Source organism: Kordiimonas marina, assembly GCF_023006325.1.
Classification (GTDB): Bacteria; Pseudomonadota; Alphaproteobacteria; order Sphingomonadales; family Kordiimonadaceae; genus Kordiimonas; species Kordiimonas marina.
Genome location: NZ_JAINDF010000010.1, coordinates 15297 through 30496 on the forward strand (window position 1 = coordinate 15297; position 15200 = coordinate 30496).

The 15200-nt window shown below is 60.6% G+C and carries 9 protein-coding genes; 4 read left to right on the top strand and 5 right to left on the bottom strand.

Annotation, left to right across the window (positions count from 1 at the left end; all coding sequences use genetic code 11):
- The first annotated feature begins 22 nt into the window (after nt 1-22).
- Both K6118_RS16925 and K6118_RS17595 read left to right on the top strand, forming a co-directional pair.
- Nucleotides 23-2161: a DUF6212 domain-containing protein gene (locus K6118_RS16925; protein ID WP_247121687.1), complete on the top strand. Its 2139-nt coding sequence runs from the start codon at nt 23-25 to the stop codon at nt 2159-2161.
- 18 nt (nt 2162-2179) lie between these two features.
- Entirely contained in the window at nt 2180-4909 is a 2730-nt protein-coding gene (locus K6118_RS17595; protein WP_247121688.1) for a glycosyltransferase, read from the top strand.
- A 15-nt stretch (nt 4910-4924) separates the two neighbouring features.
- On the opposite strand, the gene K6118_RS16935 is transcribed toward K6118_RS17595, so the two are convergent.
- Both K6118_RS16935 and K6118_RS16940 read right to left on the bottom strand, forming a co-directional pair.
- Complete coding sequence (locus K6118_RS16935; RefSeq protein ID WP_247121690.1) at nt 4925-5737, bottom strand: Stf0 family sulfotransferase; 813 nt, start codon at nt 5735-5737, stop codon at nt 4925-4927.
- Between the two features lie 91 nt (nt 5738-5828).
- Complete coding sequence (locus tag K6118_RS16940) at nt 5829-8519, bottom strand: glycosyltransferase (RefSeq protein ID WP_247121691.1); 2691 nt, start codon at nt 8517-8519, stop codon at nt 5829-5831.
- Between the two features lie 254 nt (nt 8520-8773).
- On the opposite strand from K6118_RS16940, the gene K6118_RS16945 reads away from it, so the two are divergent.
- Nucleotides 8774-9634: a sulfotransferase family protein gene (locus tag K6118_RS16945; RefSeq protein ID WP_247121692.1), complete on the top strand. Its 861-nt coding sequence runs from the start codon at nt 8774-8776 to the stop codon at nt 9632-9634.
- 68 nt (nt 9635-9702) lie between these two features.
- On the opposite strand, the gene K6118_RS16950 is transcribed toward K6118_RS16945, so the two are convergent.
- The 3 genes from K6118_RS16950 to K6118_RS16960 all read right to left on the bottom strand — a co-directional run bounded on the left by K6118_RS16950 (nt 9703) and on the right by K6118_RS16960 (nt 13509).
- Nucleotides 9703-10377: an acetyltransferase gene (locus K6118_RS16950; RefSeq protein ID WP_247121693.1), complete on the bottom strand. Its 675-nt coding sequence runs from the start codon at nt 10375-10377 to the stop codon at nt 9703-9705.
- A gap of 101 nt (nt 10378-10478) precedes the next feature.
- Complete coding sequence (locus K6118_RS16955; protein ID WP_247121694.1) at nt 10479-12326, bottom strand: hypothetical protein; 1848 nt, start codon at nt 12324-12326, stop codon at nt 10479-10481.
- Between the two features lie 61 nt (nt 12327-12387).
- On the bottom strand, nt 12388-13509 hold the full coding sequence (locus K6118_RS16960) for a DegT/DnrJ/EryC1/StrS family aminotransferase (RefSeq protein WP_247121695.1): 1122 nt from the start codon (nt 13507-13509) through the stop codon (nt 12388-12390).
- A gap of 188 nt (nt 13510-13697) precedes the next feature.
- On the opposite strand from K6118_RS16960, the gene K6118_RS16965 reads away from it, so the two are divergent.
- On the top strand, nt 13698-14714 hold the full coding sequence (locus tag K6118_RS16965; protein ID WP_247121696.1) for a hypothetical protein: 1017 nt from the start codon (nt 13698-13700) through the stop codon (nt 14712-14714).
- The last annotated feature ends 486 nt before the right edge of the window (nt 14715-15200 follow it).

The following is a 15200-nucleotide window of genomic DNA, read 5'->3' on the forward strand; positions in this document are numbered from 1 at the left end:
GAAACGGACGGAGAAGCCTCGGATGACGCAGTTGAAGCTGACCCACGCGGCCTACAAGGCGCTTTACGGCGGCTGCCGCGTGGTTATCACCGATGAGACACTGCTCCCGCATATTGAGCCGCTTGTTGGGGATGTCTTCACGTTGCTGACCAGTGACGGCAGCGGCGCCATCCGTGCTGTGGGGGATGCTGATGCAGTGGCGGACCTGCCTGCCCTTGGCGCGCCTCTGGGACTTACGTCTTTCATCCTGCCGGAAAGCCACAGCCCGGTTGTCCGGGAATGGGGGGCGGAGCTTCTGCTCGCAAAATCGAAACAGCCGTTCGATATCCTGCTGATCCAGGAGGGCGAGGAAGACCCGGCAGGCCGGGTCAACGCTTTCTTCCATGGCCTTCAGAACCGGCTTCTCATGGACCTGACGACCCGCTCCAGTGCCTTGGAACGTCAAACCCTCTATCTGCGGCAAGCCAGTGAACGCCTGATGCTGGACCTCAGCGCCGCAAAGCGCATGATTGACGGCATCGGCTATAGCGACCTGACCGTTGTGGCGGAAGCACCGCTTGGAAATGGCGCAATCGGGCCGGGCACGCGCAAGGGTACCGATAGTTTTTCCCAGCTTTTACCAGCGGATGGCCTGGGGCTTTCCGCCATCGGGCTTTATGTGGTGCCATCGACGGCGCCGCGCGCGAACGGAACGATGCGTCTTGGCGTATACCGGGATGCGGACGGCAAGCTCTTGGGCGAGCATGTCCTCAATTATGCCAGCATGGGGGAAGGGTGGATACTCGTCCGTTTTGAGGGCGCAGTCAGCAATGTGTTTGGCGATGTCCGGCTAACTGTCAACTGGTATAGCTCGGAAGAAAACCCCAAAGGCAGCAAGCCCCCGCAGCTTGGCCTGTCCGATATTCGCGGTGACCGGTTCGGGGACGATGAAACCGGGCAGAGCCTCGCGCTCCGCATCTTCAAGCAGGTGGGGCAACCGAACCTGTCGGCGGACAACCTGAAGCTGGTTCCCGAAACGCCGGGGCTGCCGCTCGTGTTTCTGCCGGGGCAGCATGTCTCCTCGCTGGATTTTTATGGCGGCCGCGCACGGCTTGAGGCTGTCACCAGGGATATCGGGTTTGGCCCGTATGAACATGATGCGGCTGCAGGCTGGGTGCAGGCGCATTTGGCGTCGGATGCCATCACCGGGGTCATGTATCTCGGGTCTATCCCGCAGGATACCGATGCGATCACCATGACTGTTTCAGTTCCGGAACGATCTGGGCCGGAAGTAGCTTTCCATGCGTTTCTGAGCGGAAGCCTAGATGATCTCGAAGGCCGGGTGGGGGCTGTACTCGCCGGGGCGAAACCCGTGGCGCAGGGCTTCGACCATGCCTACTGCATTGTCGCGGCGGGCACGGAAAAGACCTTCACGCTGACGCCTGGGCATGTTCAGGGCACAGACAGGGTACTGGTCCTGGTGGCAAAAACGCTGACCGGGCAATATGCACAAGGATGGTGCCGCTGGTCGAAGGCTATCTTCACCGTGAAACCGGGTGCGAATGCGGGCCGGGTCCTGCCGGAAGCTGTTCCAGCGGTCACGGCCCATGCGCCGAAGAAGGTCATCCGCACCATCAAGCTGCCGGAACTTGGCGGCATGGTGCATTTCATTGATGGCGCCGAACGGCTGAGCGAACTGTCGGCAGCCCACGGTTTCTGCCCGATGATCATGGATGACAGCGGGGGCTACCTTCAGACCCATCCGCTCAATGAAACGCTGTCCGGTGCGGTGCTACCATCGCTCGTGGCGCCGGGTACGCACGAGATTGTCGCCTCGGCCCACACAGGCCATCCGGATGCGCCCGATTTCATTTATGCCGCCGTTCTCGTCCGTCATGACATTACCGACATCGCCGGGGTGGTTCAGTCAGCTATCCAGAACCTGACGCTTGAGAAGGCCGAAACCAAATCAGGCGGCAGCAAACCGGGCGGCATATACTGGCAGGCGCTAAGGCTTGCCGCGGGGCAGGAAGGCCGGTTGGCCCTCAGCTTCGACGAGCCGCTCGATGCCGTCTATCATCTGGTGCTGGTCACCCGTCCGGTTGATGAGCTGATCAGCTTCGGCTGGTGCCGCTGGACCACGGTTGGTATCGTCGGCTACGAGCAAACCCCGCAGACGTAAGCGGGGGAGGGGGAAGCCGTGACGACAGAGACACAGACGAAGGCTTCGGCGGATGGTGCGCGCGCGCCCATTGGTATCGTCATCCCGGCTTACGGTCATCCCCGCTTCCTGGGGGAAGCAATCGAAAGTGCCTGCACGCAGGATACCGAACGGCCGATCTATGTTGTGGTGGTCGATGACGGCTGCCGCTTCAAGGAAACCGCGGACCTGTGTGCCGATATGGCCGCGGCCTACCCGGGCACGCTCCATTATCTCAGGCACAAGAACACCCGGCTGCCGGGCGCGCGTAACAAGGGCGTGCGGTTCCTGTTGAACCTGTGCCCGGAGATCGATTCGATCTTCTTCCTCGATGCCGACAACCGGCTTTCGCCCTACAGCATTGAAGCCTATCGCAGGGTGCTGGGCGATGACCCCAGCGTCGGCTGGGCCTATCCCGATATCGCCTTTTTCGGCCTGTCCTGGGGGCGGGAGGGCTTCGATATCCGCGAAACCGCGCCGGATTATTCGGTGCTCAAGCATCTGTGCGGGAATATCTCCGAAGCCGGATCGCTGGTCCGGGCATCTATGTTCCGCTCCCATGTTTATTATGACGAGACCATGCGCTCGGGCTTTGAAGACTGGGATTTCTGGTTGTCCGCGCTGGAGGCCGGGTTCCGGGGCCGCCGGGTCAAGGATGCCGGGTTCCTCTACCGCCGCCGCGCGGAAAGTATGCTCGCCGATTCCCGGCGCGAGGAAGACCAGCTCATCGCGGGAATACGCAAGAAACATAAGGCCTTGTTCGAGCCCGGCGCGGTCATGCGCACGCTGCAGGCCGAGGCGCCGACCTTCGCCATCATGCTGGAAGGCACGGATCAGGTGATCCTGACCGCAGACCCGTGTGCCGCACCGGATGAGGAAACAGGCCGCCTTTCAACTGTTGCATTCGCAGCACTGATGGAACGCTGCCGCAAAAGCCCGCGGGAGCATTTCTTTCCACGCCATATCCTGATGATGCCGCCCGCCTTGTGGGCATGGCTGCAGGCTGAGGCAGGCCCGTTCCTGCGCTGGATGTTCTGGTCGCTTCTGAAGACCGAGCTGACGGCGGCTTGCTTCCGGTTTACCCGGGGGGATTTCCCGGCGCTCGGTAGCCTCGTGGGGGGGGATGCCCAGGTCCTGATGCTGGGGCGGGAGCCGTTCGAAGCCCATGTCTTCGGCGCAAAGCGGGATGCTGCGTCCCTGACGGCCAGCCTGCCGGTGCGCGAAATCTGCTTGCCGTTTTCGCCTGCCGACGATCTGCCCGCGCTGGATACCGCTGCGTGCCTCGCTGGGCTTTACCGTGAAATCGATCCGGGCGTTTCCTGGCTCCGGCACACGGACCGGCGCTATGCCGGGCCGGATGCGCGCACGCTGGTGGACGACAGCATCGCCCCCCTGTGTACGGCGGAGGCGGATGTCTTCCCGCCGGTGCCGTTTGTCCGGGCAGCGGGTGAGCGCTGGTTCGCTTTTGTGGTGACGGAAAAGGACCTGGCGACAGGCACCCTCGCGCCTTATTTCCATTGGGCGCGGGACAAGGGTTACCGCACGCTGATGATTGTCGAACGCGACCGCGACCAGGGCCGGATGACGCTGCCTGAGGCAGCCTGGCGCGGCCAAGCCGATATGGTGATGCCGCTGGTGCTGGAAGGTAGCGCCCGCACGAGCCGTTATTATCTCGGCCGTCTGGTGCAGTCCGCCATGGGGGTGGGTGGCCAGCTGGAGATGGAAACGCTGGCGTTCCATTTTGATTTCCTTATGGCGACCGAACATGCCGTCAGCCTGGAAGCGTTCGGCGCCGCGCGTCACCGCGGGGTGCGGTCCTTCCTGCTTTTGAGCGCGGATTTCGGGTCAGGCCAGGCGACCCGGCCGGAAACCTTCGGCCGCTTGCTGGCGTATGAACATGCCATCGATACCATCATCGCCGACGATGCCGACGTGCTGGCGCCGCTTCTGAGCGCGCAGGGCATCCCGGGGGAGAAGCTCGTGTCCGTGGACCAGTTCTTCCCGGCCTTTGCGCCGGCGGTGAAGAAGCAGTCGGCCCCTGTGGTGATGAGCAAGCCGCTCAATTGGACGCCGAGCGGGGGCTATGTGTTCATCGTCACCTACGGCCGCAGTGGCTCCACGCTTGTGCAGACGCTGCTGCAATCGTTCGAGGGCTATCATATCCGCGGCGAGAACGAGGATGCGCTTTATGAGATTTTCCGCGCGGTGAACCGGCTCGATACCGTGCGCCAGCGCTACGATGTCCGCCAACCGATCCCCGAACACGGACCCTGGTATGGCGCTGACGAGATTGACATCAACGCTTATGCGGACCGCATGGTCGACGCCTTTGTCGCGGAAGTCCTGCGCCCGCCTGAGAACGCGCGCGTGGTCGGCTTCAAGGAAATCCGCTATGGCGAACTGGAGCCGGACGAGCTTGCCGCCTTCCTCGATTTCATCCGCACCCGGTTCGAGCAGGTGCGCATCATCTTCAACACCCGGAACTGGGAAGCGGTCTGCGCATCCGGCTGGTGGCGGACCATGGACCAGGATGAGGTCAAAGAGATCATCGGCCGTACCGACAAGGTCTTCGCCGACTATGCCGCGCGCCATGGTGACCACAGCTGCCTTCTGCATTATGACGACTATGTCGCCAATCCTGAGGCCCTTAGGCCGCTTTTCGAGCTGATGGGCGAGCCCTATGACGCCGAGCTGGTGGCCGCTCGGCTGGGCCAGCGCCTGCGCCACTGAGGCCCTTAAAGGCGTTTATTTCGAAAGCAGTTTCCAGATCGGACTCCCGGCGCCATAGGCGGTGCCGTCAAGCGCCATCTGGGTCTTCGCATCGGTGCGGAAGCGGGCGGCATAGTCTGCCTTTACAGGGGCTTCCTGACGCTTGTGCATGGTCCTCATCGGCTTCAGCTGCTCAAACGGTTCCCCGAGGAACGCCATGATACGGCGCATCTGGATATTGGGTTGTTCCAGAAGCTCCTCGTACCAGAGCGTGGTGAAATTGAGCGCCGCCACACCGAGCGTCATCTCCGCCTGAGCATTGTGCCGTGTAATGGCCTGCACATAGCTGTCGATGGCGCGGAAATCATAGGCCGGGACTGGGGCGGCCTCTTTCTGGAAGGACGTCCACTGGCGGGTCTCCGCGGCGATAAAGTGGGAAACGGCCTGGGCCACGATATCCTTGCGCTTGAGCCAGATGATATGGCTGCCTTCCTCGAACGCCTGGAAAAGCCCGAAGCGGTGGAGCATATCCAGCTGTACCAAACCAACTTTCGCGCCCCAGGCCTGAGCATCCTTCTGGCTGCGCAGGAAGGCGATATACTCCGAAAAAGTCTTGAGCTTCTGGCTTTTGGTGCGGCTGGCAACCATGTCCGCGTTGAAGACTTCATGATGCAGCTTCACCGTCGGCTGCTGGTTCATAAGGTCGACGAAATAGTTGGAGCCGCACCGGTTGGTGAACAGGACGAACACGCCCTTGCCCTTCATCGGGGCATCCATGATGCAGCGCGCCGGGTCATTCCCGAAGTGGGAAAGGATCGCCTTTTCATGGTTGGAGACAAACGGATGCATGTAAAATCTCTTTGCTGGGGCTTCTTCGTTCTCCCCCGACTTAAAGGAAGCGGGGGGTGGAGGCAACAGGCAGTCTGGCCGCCGGTAGCCTTCAGGTCAGGCGGCGATAGAAGCCTGGACCGAGAAGGGGGTTGGGGGCCTTGTCGGTCATCGTCTGGATCAGCGCCTCATGCTTTGCCTTCGAAAGCGGCTTTATCGGATTCGCGAGCAGATAATCATTGATGCGCTTGGGGGCGTCCATCCAGCTGACCGGCAGGCAGTGGCCGAAGCCGGTTTCCTTCACACGTTCCGCCATCGCGCCGATATCGAACACAACAGGCGGGATATTGGCGTGGAAGGCCAGCGACAGCGTATAACTGTAGGTTTCCGGCCAGATGGAGAAGAGGGCGATGAAGTGCGGCTGATACTGGATCAGCCTGCTCAGGCAGTCTTCATCCCCCCGGTATTTGCCGGTGATGGTCAGCCGCGGCATGCCGACCGCGCGGTTGTCGGCATAGCCGATCAGGCGGAAATGCAGCGGCAGGTCACGCCCGGCGCTGTCCCGCGCGCAGCTTTCCATGACATAGCGGCCCTTGTGCGGGGCGATGGCGCCGATGAAGGCGACACGGGTCATGGCCTGCTCGTCCTTGGGCGGGCTGGGCCGCGCCGTGGGGTCGGACGGCACGATCGATTTCGGTTCCGGGTGCGGGGCGACGGTGGTCACATCCTGCCCGAGGAAGGCGTTCGCGTGTGCGGCGGCATCGGCTGACGGCGCGAAGGCGGCCTCGGCCCCCAGAATGAAGTCCCGGTAGGCGCTTTGGTAGCGGTCCACATCGGTCCAGCCGCCGACGGGCGGGTAGGCCTTCAGGCAGGCACGGCAGGCGTCCGGGCCCGGGTTGCCGCAATAGTCGCCCGCAGGGGTGACAAACTGGCCGTGCGCGCAGATGGGCGCGAAATCATGGAAGGTGAAATAATAGGGCGCGCCGACCTGCCGGATCAGCGCCATGACGGCTTCCCGCGCGTCCGGCGTGAAGCCGATCAGGCTATGTACATGGATAAGCTTGGGCGCGAGGATGGCGACCAGCTCGGCGATCAGGCCGTGGTCGGCATGGACATGCAGGGCCTCAAGCCCGGGGGTCAGGAAGCCCTCGCCGGGGTCCAGGCTGGCATGTTCGGTGCGGAAGTCATCAGACCGCAACACCACGACCGATACGCCTTCGGCTTGCAGCTTGGCGCTGAGGTCCCGGATGTTGCGTTCGATCCCGCCGCCCCAGTCATGGGAGATAAAGAGCGCGATGTCGCCTTTTTGGGCCTTGATGCGGGCGGCATCCAGCCGGGCGCGGGCCGCGCGCGCCGGGTCCCGCGCGACATAATGGCCGACCTGGCTCATATAATCCGGGTGCTTGCGGTTGAGGGCTTCCATGCCCTTGGCCTGTAAGGCCGTGGCGTCATCGGCGAAGGATACCTCGCCGTGGTGACGGACATAGGTGTCAAGCGCGAACAGGTTGCGCCAGCCAGCTTCGGCGGCGCGGACGCAGAAGTCGTTTTCCTCACCGTAGCCTTTGGCGAAGGCATCTTCGTCAAACAGGCCGATGGCCTGCAGGGCCGCGCGGCGGATATAGAAGCAGAAGCCGACCCCGGTTGGCACATCGACGGCCCGGCCCTTGTTCACACTGTAGGCGGCGGCATCGAGTGATGCGCCGTCCAGTTCCAGTTCGTAGCTGTTGTTTTCCAGCGTGAGCGGGTAGCTGCAAATGGTGGCGTTGTTGGACAAGGGCGTGACCGTGGCGACCGTGTCATCGGCCCGCGCGTGGGCGGCCAGATGGTCTAGCCAACGGCCGTAAACCTCGGTGTCTGCGTTGAGGAGCACGACGTCGCGGTCCTCATTGAGCCGCATGCCCTCATTCACCGATTTGACGAAGCCGAGGTTCTCGGTGTGGGTGATCAGGGTGAAAAGGCCCTTCTCCGCCAGCTCCGCCAGCTTGGCGGACAGCGCCGGTTCCGGGCTTTTATCGTCGATGACGATCAGGTTTGCCGGGGTGTCGGTCGGGGCCTGAAGTACGGCCATGATGGCACGCAGCGTTTCATCAAGCCCACGGTAGACCGGCATGATGACATCGACCGTTCCATCGCTCGCGCGCACGGCGGCGGGGGCTTTTGCCCAATCGGCATCGCTCGGTGCGGTGGGGCGGTGGGGCAGGGTGAGGCCCAGCGTGTTCGGGATGAAGCTGCCTTCCAGGCCGCTATCCAGAAAATCGATCACCGGATTGAGGCTCTTGTTACGGCCCGGCGGGAAGTGGGCATCGACATAGATCAGGTCGAACAGCCGGGACGGGCTGCGGCCTTCATGCCAGCCGACCTGGCAGAAATGGGCGAGGAAGTCGATATCCTGGCCCGCGATATCGGTGTTGGTGTCCCGGTAATATTTCTCATTGAAATAGCCGGAGGCGCGAACGCGGTTCATCTCGGCCACGAAGGTTTCGGACTGACCGGCGACGAAAGCGGCGGCGCGCTTCTTCGGCAGCGTGCGCTTCTCGCGCTCACCATGGATAAGAAAATGCCGGAACGGGTTCATGCCCGCGCGGGCGATATCCGGGTATTTTTCCAGATAGTCCTCAACGCTGAACCAGGGGGCGGGGTCATAACCCTGCTTCCAGCCGATTTTCATGAAATGGGCGAAGGCATCTTCGCCCGGCTTCAGGGCCTCGCCGTACCGGTCCCGGTAATAGGCTTCGTCGAAGCTTTTGGCGACGAGCGCCAGCTCCTTGCGGTTGCGCTGTATTGCCGACAGTTTCTTGAGCATTGCAATGATCCAGCGCTTTGTGGCCCCGGTTGGCCGGGATGAAAAATGGCGGTAAAGTCCTTATCTGCCGCGCTTTTTTCTAGGCCTGATGCTTCGGTAAAGTCAAGGGTGGGCAGGGCTGGGGCAGGGCCGTGGCATTTCCGATTTGCATATAGGCCATGGCCGCTTATAACGGGGCACATGTAAGGAATGTGCCGTTTCGGAGGGTGCCGTCATGGACGGTATGCACGGATGGCCATGAAAGTGAGGTAGCAATGTCGCATGTATTTGTCGGAGGCGCGCAGCGCTCGGGGACGACCCTTCTGGCCACCCTTTTGTGCGCGGGGCCTGAGACCAACGAATATCTGGGTGAATGCGGTGGTCTGCGCTCCCTTCTGGAAACTTTCAAATTCATGCGCGGGCGTTTCCCGGATGAGGGGATCAACTATTTCCAGTCTCTTCCGGCGCTGGACAGTTATTTCCGTTCCACGCTCGAATCCTTCTTTACGCTGGTCCTGGCAACCCAGGCCCCGGCCCGGCGGCTGGTGATGAAAGAGCCGCACATGACGCTCTTTTTCCCGCACATTTATCACCTGTTCCCAGACAGCCGTTTTGTGCTGATCAAGCGGGACCCGCGTGATGTGGTTGTGTCCATGCTCAAGGTTGGCGAACGGATGGCGGCCAAGGGGCATTCGCATCTGTTCAATGCCGGCAATGTGGCGGAGATCGCCAAAAACATTCGTGGTTTCTACCAGCCGGTTTTCGGGGCTGCGGACCGCAACCCGGCTTTCGCCGCCCGCTGCACCTGGGTTCAGTATGAAACGCTGGTGACCAATCCTGAAGAGGTGCTGGCACAAGTGCGCAATGGCACGGGCCTCAGCCTTGAAGGCGTGGACCCGCATAACCCGGGCAAGCATAAAGGCAAGGCTGACGCCGGGCTTGAGAGTATGGACCGCTTGAAGCCCTGGGTGACCGATATCCAGGCGTCCGGCTCCTTGTCGAACCAAGCGGTTGGGCGCTACCGTGAGCATCTGGATGCGGAGCAACTTCTGGAAGTCGAGAAAGCGACAGCCTTCCTGATCAAGAAGTTCGGCTACGAATTCGAAAATGAGGAAGCTGCGGCACTCGCCGAATAACGGCTGAATGCTGGGTCAGAGCTAAAACCCCGTGCAGGTATGCGCGGGGTTTTCTGCTTTCCGGGTGATCAGGATTTCACGAAGGGCCGCGCCGGGTTGCCGATCACGGTGGTATGCGGCGGCACATCCTTGGTGACGACCGCCCCCATGCCGACGATGGCGCCTTCGCCGATGATCAGCGGTTTTTCCCCGCTGCCCTGCTTGATGATGGCCCCGGTGCCGATATAGGCATGGTCATGGATATGGACATTGCCGTTGCAGTGAACGCTGGGTGCAAAGGTCACGAAATCGCCGATCCGGCAGTCATGCGCCACATAGGAATAGATGTTGGCGTGGAAGAACCGGCCGATTTTGGCGTTGGAGGTGACGTGCGAATAGGCGCACAGGATAGCGCCTTCGCCAATTTCGTTATGGCCATAGACGGTGGCGTTCGCAGCCGTGAGCGTATAGCCCTCGGCGCCACCTGCGATGCAGCGTTCCGCAATGACTTCCCGTGCCTTGGAATCGGCAAAGGCGATATTAAAAAGCTTTCTGTCCTGGGGGGATGCCAGAAAGTCGGCTTCCGAAAGGACGGGGAGGCCGTTGACCTCAGACCGCTGAGGCTCGGTTTCGATGAAGCAGACTTTGACGTCCGCGCCCGGGTTGTCGGCCTTGAGCTGCGCGCCGCAATCGAGGGCGATGGGCATCACTTCCCTGCCGAAGCCTCCCGCGCCATAAAGTCCCAACAGGATCGTTCCGGCCATGATGTCCCCCTCGTCTAACGTGCCTTCCGCCGGGCGGGTGATGGAAGCCCGGCAGTATTGGTTTCATACAGGAAATGGGCGGCCAATCAAATGGCCCGGCCTTAGTCCTTCGCCGCGACCATTTCCTCGTAGGTCCAGGCCCTCTTGTCGGATGCCTGGATCTCATCATGATGGTGATAGATATAATTCATGATCAGCGAGAATTCCGCGCTGGTTTCACCATTGTCGACGAAGAAGGCTTTATCCGGGTCGCCGTCCAGAATGTTGCGGCTGATCTGGACCCTGAGCCCAGGGTCGTCGACCAGGCGGACCGCGGCATCAATATAGTCCTCGACCGAATGGGTGGTCAGCCAGTCCGGCTGGTCCAGGTCGGCCACCAGCGAGCTGTCATTCACGGTATGGGCTTCATCCCCCGTGATGTTGATGATGGGCAGGCCCTGGCGCGCGGCGTCGACAATGCCGTTGGTGGCGCCGAAGGGGAAACTGCTCAGGAAAATATCGCACTGGTTCAGGTCGCGGATATAGTCATTATAGTTTTTCCGCGGCAGCACCTTATCCCCCGGCATGGTGATGGCGTACCGCCGCGTGATCGCTTGGTGAAGCGGGCCAACGGCGTTGGGGAAGAACCAGAACTCGACAGGCTTATGGGCGCGTTCCCTGATCATCCGGCAGGTATTCAGGAACTCAGGCGTGATCTTGCGTGACCAAGCGGGCACTGCAATACGGACAGTTTCCGGGTCAAGGCGGATATCGGCGGGGATATCCTCGGCGTCACCCCGGTGGGTGAAGAAGGGGATCGTCGGCCGCATCATCACCTTTTCGGACATGGTGTCCACATTGACGGCCAGCTTGTCAGGCAGGATCACATAATCCATCACGTCCGAATAGGTGGTGGCCGGGTGCCCGAAGGTCATGACCTGGATGGGGGCGATCCGGACGGAGGAGGCAACGATACTGGAGAAGCGCATTCCGACACTCGGATAATAGAGAACGTCAGGATTGTAGCTCTGCAGCTTTTTGATCAGGTCTTCCGGTTTCCCATGCTGGAATTTGACCTCTTCCACATGGTGGGCGAGGGATTTCAGTTCGTCATCAATCTTTGTGTCCCCAACCAGCAGGGTCGTGTCGAAATGCTCCATCATCGCGCGGATCGACGGCCCATAACAGCGGTGCATGGCATGGTTCGAATTGTAGAATTCTGCGAAGATAACAGCCTTCGGGCGCTTCTTGAGCGCGCGCTTCTTCGGCAGCTTGGTGTCCTTGATGCCCTTGGTTACAAGCCAACGCTTCACCACTTTGTTGAAGCATTTCTTGATCAGGTGCTTGTGGGGTGCCACCGCGTAGCTACAGCCCATATAAGCCGGGCCGATGCTGACGAGGCTGAAGAGGTGCAGGTCGACATCTTCCCAGCGCTCACCGTCCGCCAGTATCCGGGAGCGAATTTCTTCCGCCGCGTTGGTATAGATAAGCTGTTCGGACAGCATACCGATCACGATCGGCAGAACCTGCTTGGGCTCAAGCTGTAACAGAAGATCATAGAACATATCGTTCATGGCATTGAGCGACAGGCCGGTAAACAGCTTCAGAAGCTCGCTGCGCCGGAAGGTACGTTGGCCTTTCTCATTGGTATCGCCCATCATGACTGTCAGATGGGTGGTGCCGTGGAAGCCGCTGATTTCGAAAATCTGCGATATGGCGCGTTTGAAGCGGTTGAACTCCAGGAACATGGGAGAGTCGATATGATATTCCGGATCCGTCAGGATCTGGGTTATGGCCATCGCGACGCGGGTGGCTTCCGCTTCGGCAAGGGGGCTCAGGTTCGCTTTGCCGCCAAAATTGATCTTGCCGGATTCGATGCCATCAAAAATCTTGATCAGGTCCGGGCGGGCCTTGTGGTAAAGGCGCTTCTGGACATTGTGTTCAACCTGTTTCAGTAACTCGATCAGCACTGGAAAATTATCCATCCGTTTGAGTGTTGCGGGCAATCATGCGGCCCCATGAAAATACGGGTCAGTTCCCCATGGCGGGCCGCAGTTCAGCGGCCACGGTTTTAATATCTTCGTCGCTCAGGAAGGCATGGAACGGCAGGCCGACCAGGCTGTTTTGCAGCCGGTCGATAACGACCAGGTTTCGGCTGCCGTCAGGGGCGACCACAGCCACATCATGGAAGGCGGCATGGTCGGAAAGCGGCGGGAAATACCATTGCCGGGTCTGGATGCCCGCGGCGTTCAGGCGCTCAGTCGCCGCAGTTGCCCGGCCGCGGGTATCCACCAGAAGCGTGCCGGGGACAAACTCGGCGCTTTTCGGATGGAACCGGTCTTGGCCCAACTCCCGGACGTAGGTGTCGTGCACGTGGCGGCGTTTCTCATAGACACGGTCAAACCGCGCAAGCTGCGCAAGGCCATAAGCCCCCAATACTTCGGCCAGCTTGGCATTGGTGCCGATCTCGCGGCTGGTGCCATCGACAAAGGCGAAGTTCGACAGGCGGCGCGCAAGAACGGCCAACTTTTCGTCGCCGGTAACCAGAAGCCCGCCTTCGCCGATGCCGAACGGCTTGGTGGCATGAAGGCTGAAACAGACAGGCACATCCGGATGCACCGGTTGTTGGCCAAGGGCGGCGGCGGCATCGACAAAAACGCGGACGCCGGTTTCCTCCTGGAAGGCGGCCCAGGCATCCATATCGATCGGATAGCCGTAAATGGCGACCGGCAGGATCGCGTCGACCGGCGTTTCCGCCATCACCTTGCGGGCGATCTCCGGCGTCAGGTCCCAGGTGACGGGGTCAACATCGGTCAGGATCGGCACGTGGCCGGTGATCTTGATGGAGGCGGCGGTGGCCGAGAAGGTCAGTGCCGGGGTCAGGATGCGACTGCCTTCAGGCAGGCCTGAGGCGCGGAGCATCAGTTCAAGCGCGGTGGTCGCCGATGAAAAGCTGACCACATGGGCATCCCGCGCGGCAAGGGCGGGGGACCGATCGGCCAGAAAGGCCTTCATCTTGCCCTCGAACGCCATCACGAGCGGGCCGAAGTTCGAATACCAGTGTGCCTCATCCATCTGGCGGATATAGGGCGCGACCTCATCGAGGCTCGGCAAGTCCGGCACCAGACACTTGATTTTCCATTCATCCAGCACGTGCGGTTTCCATCCTGATTGGTAAAAGCTATACCCTTTGGGCGTATATCCCGGCAGCCGCGCAGGCGCAATAACTATCGGGGACGGATGGCTTTATTGCCCTTGTGGCACTAGGGTTCAGGCAATAGAAGAGGAAGGGGCTCCTGGAGGGCGGTACCCCAGGCACAAGGCAAAAGGGCAAGACGGCTGTGAGCGAAAAAGGCGCGGGAAAGCTCTATCTCCATATCGGGCGGCACAAGTGTGGCACCTCGACACTGCAGCATTTTCTGTGCGGCAGCGAGACAGAGCTTGCGGCCCACGGGTTTGTCTACCCGGTGGCTTTGCGCACCCCCGTCGCGCATCATCCGCTGGCGCATTTCTATAATCCCCGGGCCGGTCAGCCCGGTGACAATGATGCCGAGGCCGCGGCAGCTGTCCACGCTTTCTGGCAGGATGTGAAGGCGGCCCCCAAGTCAATCGTCAGCAGCGAGGCGCTGCAAAATCTCGATCCGGCGACGCTTGTGCGGGATCTCGCCGATTTCGATCTGACGATAATCGTCTATCTCAGGGAACCGCTCGACTATCTCCTGTCAGCCTATGCCCAGCGGGTGAAGGGTGGCGGCGGCACCGAAACGCTGGATGCCTTTATCGACCGGTTCCGTCCGGATTACCGTGACTTCCTGATGCGCTGGCAGGCGGCCTTTCCAGCGGCCGAGTTGAAGGTGCGCGCGTTCGAACGTAGCGGCCTGGTCGGTCAGGATATCCGCCGGGATTTTCTGCATTGCCTGGGGCTCACGGCGGCTGAAGCCGAAACCTTCAGCTATCCGGATACCGACAGTAACGTCAGCATCGGCGGTCCGCTTCTGGAGTTTATGCGCCGGATCAACCTGCGCGGTCGTCCCGATGGGCTGTTACACCATTCCCTTTATCAGGCGGTTCAGAAACTCGCCGCCCTTTATCCCGAGTACCGGACACGGCCTGTGGTCCCCGCAAGACTGCAGGAGGAGATACGGGACAGGAATGCCGCCAGCCTTGGATGGCTGGCCGGTACCTATTTCGGCGGGCTCTCTCCTTTCCCGGAAAAAACCTTTCCGGAGGGTGAGATTGACCACGGCCTGTCTTGCGAATCCTGTGACCTGATTTGGCAACGTCTTGAAGAAAATGAGCCTTCTGTGGCCGAAGACCTCCGGCTGCACGTCGCCTCCGGCGGTCCTTTGTCCGATTAAGGACAGGATGACTGAGGAGGTGCTCTAGTCTCGCTCCGCGCGAAAAATTGCCGACTTCAGGCTAGGATTTTGGGGCGAGAAAAATCCTTGAGAAACCAGGAAAACTGCGGTGTTCATGGTGGTTTGGGGGGTGGCTGCGCCGCTATATGCCGGATATGCAGCGCCGTCGTGCAGTGGGACCCATGAGTTGCACACGAAACACAGTGGCTCATGATTATGTAAAAATTGACGTTATTAGCGGTTATTGCACGGTTTTTTATGATTGTGTTCCGTAATTTCTGCCATTAGTATGGCGCGAGTTGTAACGGCTCCTGCTGGGTTGCTGGACCGTTAGCACGTAATAAATTAAGTGAACGAGAGGGCAGGGAGCGCGTCGCAGTGCTTCATCAGTATCTCTAGGAGCTTTTAGGAGGAGCACTATGGCTACCATGTATGGTACGACCGGTAATGACAGCATGTTCGGCACTGCGGACGACGATATTATTT

Excerpts from the sequence above, each read along its gene's own strand:
- K6118_RS16925 (WP_247121687.1), top strand. The coding sequence starts at position 23 with ATGACGCAGTTGAAGCTGACCCACGCGGCCTACAAGGCGCTTTACGGC.
- K6118_RS16935 (WP_247121690.1), bottom strand. The coding sequence starts at position 5,737 with ATGCATCCGTTTGTCTCCAACCATGAAAAGGCGATCCTTTCCCACTTC.
- K6118_RS16940 (WP_247121691.1), bottom strand. The coding sequence starts at position 8,519 with ATGCTCAAGAAACTGTCGGCAATACAGCGCAACCGCAAGGAGCTGGCG.
- K6118_RS16945 (WP_247121692.1), top strand. The coding sequence starts at position 8,774 with ATGTCGCATGTATTTGTCGGAGGCGCGCAGCGCTCGGGGACGACCCTT.
- K6118_RS16950 (WP_247121693.1), bottom strand. The coding sequence starts at position 10,377 with ATGGCCGGAACGATCCTGTTGGGACTTTATGGCGCGGGAGGCTTCGGC.